This window comes from Rhodopseudomonas sp. (genome assembly GCF_048594845.1).
In the GTDB taxonomy this organism is placed as follows: domain Bacteria; phylum Pseudomonadota; class Alphaproteobacteria; order Rhizobiales; family Xanthobacteraceae; genus Rhodopseudomonas.
The window spans coordinates 1-8,920 of sequence record NZ_JBMDXE010000247.1 but is presented as its reverse complement, the minus strand read 5'-3'; the positions used below and the strand labels follow the sequence as shown (position 1 = coordinate 8,920).

The window sequence follows — 8,920 nt, the reverse complement described above, 5'->3', positions numbered from 1 at the left end:
GACGTATTGCTACGCCCGTTCGACTTGCATGTGTTAAGCCTGCCGCCAGCGTTCGCTCTGAGCCAGGATCAAACTCTCAAGTTGGACTTGAAACTTTGAACCGGCTGATCACAACGTTTGACGAGGTCCCACCATTGCATCGGCCCCAGATCCGAAGATCAAAGACCAACACTCGTCGCCGCGCTTCACAGCGCAAACGAACATGGTGTTTCCTTGAAACGTGTATCCGCCGAAGTCTTTCGTCCGGCCCCAACCACGCGAAAGCCTAAGCCCTCTCATAGTCGAGACCCGCAAGGACTCCGCCGTCCACGTTTCTCTTTCTTCTTCTCAACTTGTCAAACAGCCCGAGATCACAAAGACCTCACGAAACCCGAGACCCAAGAGTCTCACGATTTCAACTCCTACACTTAATAGGAGTTTGGAAACCCGATCCGACGGCAATTGGCAACCGACAACGATCGGCTGCTCAAGCACTCATCGAATGCAAGGGATCAATGAGACACAGAAGCGCGCCAGGGCCCGTGGGGCTCAGCGGCGCCGCGCTCAGTGGCCGCCTTATAGGCCAGCCCTCTCGGACCTGTCAACGGCCTCGTCAGAAAAATGTCGTCTGGCCGGGAAAAATCATTTTCCATCGGGAATACAAGGCCTTCCCGACATAGCGCCGTACTGAAGCCACATTCCTCCGACGTTCTCCCCAGGCTAGATAGGTCAAAATTGCCGCGTTGCCGGTCAGGCCGACGGGCAATCGCCACAGCAAGGATCGCGATCGTGACGCTTTCATCGCAAATTCCTTTCGGGCGTGCGGCCTCGAACATTTCCCGCCATTGACGTTCGCGGCGGCTGCCAGCAATTTGGCGCCCTCTTGTCGAACGTCCGCGGCGCAGGCCCGGCTCCTTGGTACGCACGCGTGGCGCATCATCGAGGACCGGGCAGCCGGAGGCTCTGAAGATCGATCCGGTCTTCGCAGAACCTCCGCCAAGTCAGGGACACTTGCCCGTGGCGGCGCCGCGGGCGAGGTTATTTGGGGGACGGCGGATTGAGCCAGAGATTGTCACGCGGACGCAGCGGGCACGAGGTCGGCTTCATCGACCTCGGGCACGAGCCCCCGCTTTCCGTCGATGGCTCCGAAGCCGCGGTGATCGATCGCCGCCGCGTCTCCGTGCAATGGTTCAGCGGCACGATTCTGACCGGCCTGTGCGGCGCAGCCCTGATCGGCGGCGCCGTTTTCGCTTCGCTCGATGGTGAGACGACGTTCGCCAAAGCGCCTGAGCGGGTCGAAGCGGCGCTGCGCGGCGCATTCGGCGCCGACAAGACGGCGGCGCTGCACAAGAGCGACCGGCTGCCGCCGCCGAGCGAATCACAGGCGGCGCGCAGCGTCATCCGCGTTTCCACCGTCACCCGCGTCGGCAATCGCGACGTCGTCCGCGTCCGCCCCTTCGTCAAGATCGCCGGCAATCTGTCGCTGAGCACCAGCGACCTCAGCGCCAAGATTCCGCCCTTCAACGCGCAGCGCATGCTGACCGATGTCGGCTCCTCCACTCCGTCGGAGGACGCGCAGAATCCCGAGGCGGTCGAGCCCGACGCCGAAGTCTCTTTCGTCACCCGCGATCTCGGCCAGGTGTTGCCGCGGGCCAAGATCGCCGGCCAGATCTCCCCCGACGAGATCCTGATGCGGGTCCGCGACGCCGCGAACTGGAAGGGCAACAGCGGCGTGCGCTACGCCAGCGCCGCGGCCGGCGATATCGGCGGCGACATTAAGCTCGGCTACGCGCCGGAAGGCCCCTCCGCCGACCCCTATGCGGGCTTCGAGACCCGAATCGTCCCCGAGAACGTCACGCTGCTGCCGAAGACCAAGGAGCAGGTGACCGGCGGCAACCCGACCGGCGAACGCGTGCACGTCGTCAAGAAGGGCGACACCGTGGTGTCGGTGCTGCGCGACCAGGGCGCCAGCGAGGAAGACGCCAATGCGGTGGCCGCTGCGCTGGGCGCGCGCGGCCGCAGCGGCGGGCTGAAGGAAGGCCAGAAGCTGCGCATCCTGATGGAGCCGTCCGCCGCCGGCAAAGCCCCGCAGCCGTTCCGGGTGATCATCGCGGGTGATTCGGCGGTCGAGGCCGTGGCGGCGCTGTCCGATCTCGGCCGCTACGTCGCGGTCGACGTCCAGGCGCTCAACACCGTCAGCGACACCGCCGACAACAGCGAGGACGACGAGGACGACGGCACCGGCGTCCGCCTCTACCAGTCGATCTACGAGACCGCGCTGCGCAACAAGGTGCCGCAGGCGATCATCGACGACATGATCAAGATCTACTCCTACGACGTCGATTTCCAGCGCAAGGTGCAGGCCGGCGATTCATTCGAGGTGTTCTACGCCGGCGACGACGAGACCACCGCCGCGGTGGAGCGCAACGACGTACTGTTCGCCTCGCTCACGGTCGGCGGCGAGACCAAGAAATACTATCGTTTCCAGACCCCCGACGACGCGGTGGTCGATTTCTACGACGAGACCGGCAAGAGCGCGAAGAAGTTCCTGGTCCGCAAGCCGGTCAACAACGCGATCATGCGGTCCGGCTTCGGCGGCCGCCGCCATCCGATCCTCGGCTACGTCAAGATGCACACCGGCGTCGACTGGTCGACAGCCTACGGCACGCCGATTTTCGCCTCCGGCAACGGCGTGGTCGAGAAGGCCGGCTGGGAAGGCGGCTACGGCAAGTACATCCGCATCAAGCACGCCAACGGCTACGAAACCGCCTACGGCCATATGTCGGCCTTCGCCAAGGGCATGGAGCCGGGCAAGCGCGTGCGCCAGGGCCAGGTGATCGGCTTCGTCGGCTCCACCGGCCTGTCGACCGGCGCGCATGTGCACTACGAAATTCTCGTCAACGGCCGCTTCGTCGATCCAATGCGCGTGAAGCTGCCGCGCGGCCGTTCGCTCGAGGGCCCGATGCTGGCCAATTTCGAGAAAGAACGCGACCGCCTCGACGCGATGATGACCAACCGCAACGCGCCGCGCTTCGCGGAAGATCTGACCGCGGCGACGCCGACCCGCAGCGTCAGCGCCTCGGCGGCGAAGAGATAGCAGCCCTCCTGATTTCGCGTTGTTCGCGCTCGTGCACTGCGGCAATTGCGGCTGCGCCGCGCGGGTTTTTCCGCTTGCCAACCCTTCCGGTGCACCAAATACTCCCCGCATAAAAACAAACAGTGTCGGGAGAGAATGCAATGAGGAGCCATCTTGCGCTTGGCGCGAGCGTGTTTGCGCTCGGCCTGCTGGCGATGTCCGGTGTGCGCGCGGACGAGTATCAAGTCACCAAACTGGTCGAAGGCTCGGCCTTCCACGGCGTGCACGGGCTCGGCATCGACAAGGCGGGCCGGCTGTTCGCCGGCAGCGTTGCGGGCGCCGCGCTGTACGAGGTGGACCGCGACAAGGGCACGGCCAAGATCGCGGTGCCGACGCCGGAAGGCATGGCCGACGACATCGCCTTCGCGCCGGACGGCACGATGGCGTGGACCGCATTTCTCACCGGCGATCTTTACGCACGCAAGGGCGACGGGCCGATCAAAAAGCTCGCCTCCGGCCTGCCTGGTATCAACTCGCTCGCCTTCCGCAAGGACGGCCGGCTCTATGCGTCGCAGGTGTTTCTCGGCGATGCGCTGTACGAGATCGACGTTGCGGGCGAAAAGCCGCCGCGCAAGATCATGGAGAAGATGGGCGGCCTGAACGGCTTCGAGTTCGGCCCCGATGATCGGATCTACGGGCCGCTGTGGTTCAAGGGCCAGGTCGCGGCCGTCGATGTCGACAAGGGCGAACTCAGCGTCGTCGCCGATGGCTTCAAGATTCCGGCGGCGGCGAATTTCGACTCCAAGGGCAATCTCTACGTGCTCGACACCGCGCTCGGCCAGCTCGTCAAGGTCGATATCAAGACCGGCGCCAAGCAGGTCGCGGCGCAGCTCAAGCCGTCGCTCGATAACCTCGCGATCGACGCGCAGGACCGCATCTTCGTCTCCAACATGGCCGACAACGGCATCCAGGAAGTCGATCCCGCGACCGGCACGGCGAAGCAGGTGATCATCGGCAAGCTGGCGTTCCCGGCGGGCATCGCAGTGGTCTCCGAGGGCGGCAAGGACACCATCCATGTCGCCGACGTATTCGCCTATCGCAGTGTCGATGGCGCGACCGGCGAGGTGCGCGAAATGGCGCGGATGCATGCGGACGGCACCACGCTGGAATATCCGATGAGCGCCACCGCCACGGGCAACGAAGTGATCCTGTCGAGCTGGTTCACCGGCACCGTGCAGGTGATCGACCGCACCAGCGGCAAGTCGCTGGAGATGATGCACGACTTCAAGGCGCCCTACGACGCGATCCGGCTCGCGAACGGCAAGCTCATCGTCGCCGAGCTCGGCAGCAAGTCACTGATCGAGGTGGGCGGCGAGCACGGCAAGGAGCGCAAGGCGGTCGCCACGGACCTCGCCGGCCCGGTCGGCCTCGCACAGGCGGACGACGGCGGCATCTACGTCACCGAGGCATTCGCCGGGCAGCTCAGCAAGATCGATCCGGCGACCGGCGCCAAGACCGTGGTGGCGAAAAATCTGAAAATGCCGGAGGGGCTGGCGCTGGCGCCGTCCGGCAAACTGATCGTCGCCGAGGTCGGCGCCAAGCGCGTGATCGAGATCGATCCGGCCGATGGGAAAGTCACCGAGCTCGCCGGCAACCTCCCGATCGGCCTCGTCCCCGCCCCCGGCCTGCCGCCGACCAACATGCCCACCGGCGTCGCCGTCGGCACCACCGGCACGATCTACGTGTCGTCGGATATCGAGAACGCGATTTATAGGATTGCGAAGATGTAGGACAGGCTGAACGCTATCCCTGAACGCCACGTGGGACACGGCGGGCTCGCAGCTCTCTCCCGTCATCGCCCGGCTCGTCCGGGCGACCCAGTATTCCAGAGTGCTCGTTACTTTGCTCCGCAGTCCCCGCGACACAAACGCTCTGGAATACTGGGTCGCCCGCCTGCGCGGGCGATGACGGCTGGTGTTGAGGCCGCTCTGCGCTCACATCCGGCCGCCATAGCAGATCATGGCGCAGCGCTGCGCGCTACGCCATGTCCGGGACACGGGTCAGTTCAGCATCCGCTTCGGCGGACGTCCCGTGAACGGCTCGATGTCCGCGGTGTGCGGCGGGGCGCCGTTGAAGGTCAGGACGCCGCCTTCGGTCGAGATCGCCACATGGTCGCCGTCCTTGACCGAGCCGTCGAGGATCATCTCGGCGAGCGGGTCCTGGACGCTGCGCTGGATCACGCGCTTCAGCGGGCGGGCACCGTAGGCCGGGTCCCAGCCCTTTTCGGCGAGCCAGTCGCGCGCGCCGGTGTCGAGGTCGAGCACGATCTTGCGGTCGTCGAGCAGCTTCTGCAGCCGCAGCAGCTGGATATCGACGATCCGGCCCATCTCGCTCTTCTGCAAGCGGTGGAACAGGATGATCTCGTCGACGCGGTTGAGGAATTCGGGGCGGAAGTGGGCCCGCACCAGTCCCATCACCTGCTCGCGCACCGCACCAGTGTCCTCGCCTTCCGGCTGCGCCACCAGATACTCGCTCCCGAGGTTCGACGTCATAACGATCAGCGTGTTGCGGAAGTCCACGGTGCGGCCTTGACCATCGGTCAGGCGGCCGTCATCGAGCACCTGCAGCAGCACATTGAACACGTCCGGATGCGCCTTCTCGATCTCGTCGAACAGCACGACCTGATAGGGCCGCCGCCGCACGGCTTCGGTCAGTGCACCGCCTTCGTCGTAGCCGACATAGCCGGGAGGCGCGCCGATCAGCCGGGCCACGGAGTGCTTCTCCATGTATTCCGACATGTCGAGCCGGACCATCGCGGTCTCGTCGTCGAACAGGTACTGCGCTAAGGCCTTGGTCAGCTCGGTCTTGCCGACGCCGGTGGGACCTAAGAACATGAACGAGCCCATCGGCCGGTTCGGATCCTGCAGGCCGGCGCGGGCACGGCGGACCGCGGTCGACACCGCATGCACGGCCTCGAACTGGCCGACCACGCGCTTGCCGATCTGGTCCTCCATCCGCAGCAGCTTTTCCTTCTCGCCCTCGAGCATCTTGTCGACCGGCACGCCGGTCCAGCGCGAGACGACCTGCGCGATGTGATTGGCGGTGACCGCCTCTTCCATCATCTCGCCGGTGTTCTCGTTGGCTTCGATGTCGGCCAGCTTCTTCTCCAGCTCGGGGATCCGGCCATAGGCCAGCTCGCCGGCGCGCTGATACTCGCCGCGGCGCTGCGCGTTGGCGAGTTCGATGCGCAGGGCGTCGAGTTCGCTCTTCAGCTTCTGGGCATTGGAGAGCTTGTTCTTCTCCGCACTCCAGCGCTGGGTCAGCGCCGCCGACTTCTCCTCGAGGTCGGCCAGCTCCTTCTCGAGCGCGACCAAACGCGTCTTGGAGCCGACGTCGCTTTCCTTCTTCAGCGCCTCCTGCTCGATCTTGAGCCGCACGATCTCACGGTCCATCGAGTCTAGCTCTTCAGGCTTGGAGTCGACCTGCATCTTCAGCCGCGCCGCCGCCTCGTCCATCAGGTCGATGGCCTTGTCGGGCAGGAAGCGGTCGGTGATGTAGCGGTTGGACAGCGTCGCCGAAGCGACGATCGCCGAGTCGGCGATGCGCACGCCGTGGTGCTGCTCGTATTTGTCCTTCAGGCCGCGCAGGATCGAGATCGTATCCTCGACCGTCGGCTCGGACACGAACACCGGCTGGAAACGCCGCGCCAAAGCGGCGTCCTTCTCGACGTGCTTGCGATACTCGTCGAGCGTGGTGGCGCCGATGCAGTGCAGTTCGCCGCGGGCGAGCGCGGGCTTCAGGAGGTTCGACGCGTCCATCGCCCCGTCGGCTTTGCCGGCGCCGACCAGCGTATGCATCTCGTCGATGAACAGGATGATGCCGCCTTCGGCCGCGGTGACTTCGTTGAGCACGGCCTTCAGCCGCTCTTCGAACTCGCCGCGATACTTCGCGCCAGCGATCAGCGCGCCCATGTCGAGCGCCAGCAGCTTCTTGTCCTTGAGGCTCTCCGGCACGTCGCCATTGAGGATGCGCAGCGCCAGGCCCTCGACGATGGCGGTCTTGCCGACGCCGGGTTCGCCGATCAGCACCGGGTTGTTCTTGGTCCGGCGCGACAGAACTTGAATCGTACGGCGGATTTCCTCGTCGCGGCCGATCACCGGGTCGAGCTTGCCGTCGCGCGCCGCCTGGGTCAGGTCGCGGGCGTATTTCTTCAGCGCGTCATAAGCGTTTTCGGCCGTCGCCGAATCGGCGGTGCGGCCCTTGCGCAGCGCATTGATGGCGGCGTTGAGGTTCTGCGGGGTGACGCCGCCCTTGGCGAGCAACTGGCCGGCCTCGGAGTCCTTGTCCAGCGCCAGCGCGAGCAGCAGGCGCTCGACCGTGACGAAGCTGTCGCCGGCCTTCTCGGCCGCCTGTTCGGCGCCATCGAGCGCCCGAGCAGTCCCCGGGGCCAGATAGACCTGGCCGGCGCCGGAGCCCGAAACCTTCGGCATCTTGCCGAGCGCGTCTTCGGTCGCCTGGAGGATTGCACGCGAATTGCCGCCGGCGCGGTCGATCAGACCGCCGGCGAGCCCTTCGGAATCGTCGAGCAGAACTTTAAGGATGTGCAGCGGCGAGAACTGCTGATGGCCCTCGCGGACCGCAAGCGATTGCGCCGACTGGATGAAGCCGCGCACGCGTTCGGTGTATTTTTCTGGGTTCATGTCTGGTGTCCCTCAGCCTGCCGTCGGCGCCTCGAAAGCACGCGGACGGCATCTTCATTGGGGTTCCACCAACCGCGTTGACGGTCGTCAACCGGCGGCGGTCGTCGCCGCGTCCGAACCGGCAGCGGCTTGACGCAAATGTGGGCATTGGTTCCGGAAACGGAAGAGCCGGCGTCACAATTTCGGGCAGGCGTCGGCGGCGGAAAGCCCTTACGATGAACGGTATGTCGATCCCCGCCTCGCTCTCCGCAATCTATCGCTACCCCATCAAAGGTCTGACTCCCGAGCCGCTGCCGGAGGTGTCGCTGGCCGTCGGCCAGACGCTGCCGGCCGACCGCGCCTACGCGATCGAGAACGGCCCGACCGGGTTCGATCCGTCCAGCCCGGTCTGGAAGGCCAAGACCCATTACCTGATGCTGATGCGCAACGAGCGGCTGGCGGCACTGCGCAGCCATTTCGACGACGCCACACAAACCCTGACGATCCGCCAGGACGGAGCCGAGGTCGCGCGCGGCGATCTGCGCAGCGCCGAGGGACGCGCGGCGATCGAGGCGTTCTTCGCAGCGCGCTTCGCCGACGAGCTTCGCGGACCGCCGAAGGTGCTGGACGGCGAAGGCTACAGTTTTTCCGACGTGCCGATGAAGGTCGTGTCGATCATCAATCTCGGCAGCGTGGCCGCGCTGGAGCAGATGGTCGGCCGTAAGGTCGATCCGCTGCGCTTCCGCGCCAACCTGTATATCGACGCCTGGCCGGCTTGGGCCGAACTCGACATGATCGACAGCATCCTGGCGATCGGCGACGCCCGGCTCAGAATCGTCAAGCGCACCGTCCGCTGCGCGGCAACGAATGTCGATCCCGTCACCGCCGCGCGCGATCTGGCGATTCCGACGACCCTGCAACAGAACCTCGGCCATGCCGATTGCGGGGTGTATGCCGAGGTGATCGAAGGCGGCGCGATCGCGCAGGGCGACGCGGTGCGAGTCGCGTAGGCAGGGCTTTTCGAGTCCTCGCCCCCCACTCACCCGTCATCGCCGGGCTTGACCCGGCGATCCATCCTCTTGTGAAAAGACGCGCTCCGCGCGCGATGGATCGGCGGGTCGAGCCCGCGGATGACGACAGCTGTATCCTGCCGTGCCCCGGATGCTGCGCAGCGCGCCGCCCGTGC

General features: G+C 65.6%; 4 protein-coding genes and 1 rRNA gene. 3 read left to right on the top strand and 2 right to left on the bottom strand.

Annotated elements, in window-relative coordinates:
• Positions 1-84, bottom strand: a 16S ribosomal RNA gene (locus tag ACOJTD_RS15920); the annotation flags it as partial.
• A 964-nt stretch (positions 85-1,048) separates the two neighbouring features.
• Between ACOJTD_RS15920 and ACOJTD_RS15915 the strand changes: the two genes are divergently transcribed.
• Together ACOJTD_RS15915 and ACOJTD_RS15910 are read left to right on the top strand one after the other, a co-directional pair.
• Positions 1,049-3,076, top strand: a complete 2,028-nt coding sequence (locus tag ACOJTD_RS15915) for a M23 family metallopeptidase (RefSeq protein WP_420133867.1) — start codon at positions 1,049-1,051, stop codon at positions 3,074-3,076.
• A 140-nt stretch (positions 3,077-3,216) separates the two neighbouring features.
• Positions 3,217-4,845: an SMP-30/gluconolactonase/LRE family protein gene (locus tag ACOJTD_RS15910; protein WP_420133866.1), complete on the top strand. Its 1,629-nt coding sequence runs from the start codon at positions 3,217-3,219 to the stop codon at positions 4,843-4,845.
• Between the two features lie 270 nt (positions 4,846-5,115).
• Here ACOJTD_RS15910 and clpB read toward each other — a convergent pair whose 3' ends face one another.
• Entirely contained in the window at positions 5,116-7,755 is a 2,640-nt protein-coding gene (gene clpB / locus ACOJTD_RS15905) for an ATP-dependent chaperone ClpB (protein WP_420133865.1), read from the bottom strand.
• A gap of 224 nt (positions 7,756-7,979) precedes the next feature.
• Between clpB and ACOJTD_RS15900 the strand changes: the two genes are divergently transcribed.
• Positions 7,980-8,744 carry an MOSC domain-containing protein gene (locus ACOJTD_RS15900; protein WP_420133868.1) on the top strand — a complete coding sequence of 255 codons (765 nt, stop codon included), beginning with the start codon at positions 7,980-7,982 and terminating at the stop codon, positions 8,742-8,744.
• Positions 8,745-8,920: the final 176 nt, after the last annotated feature.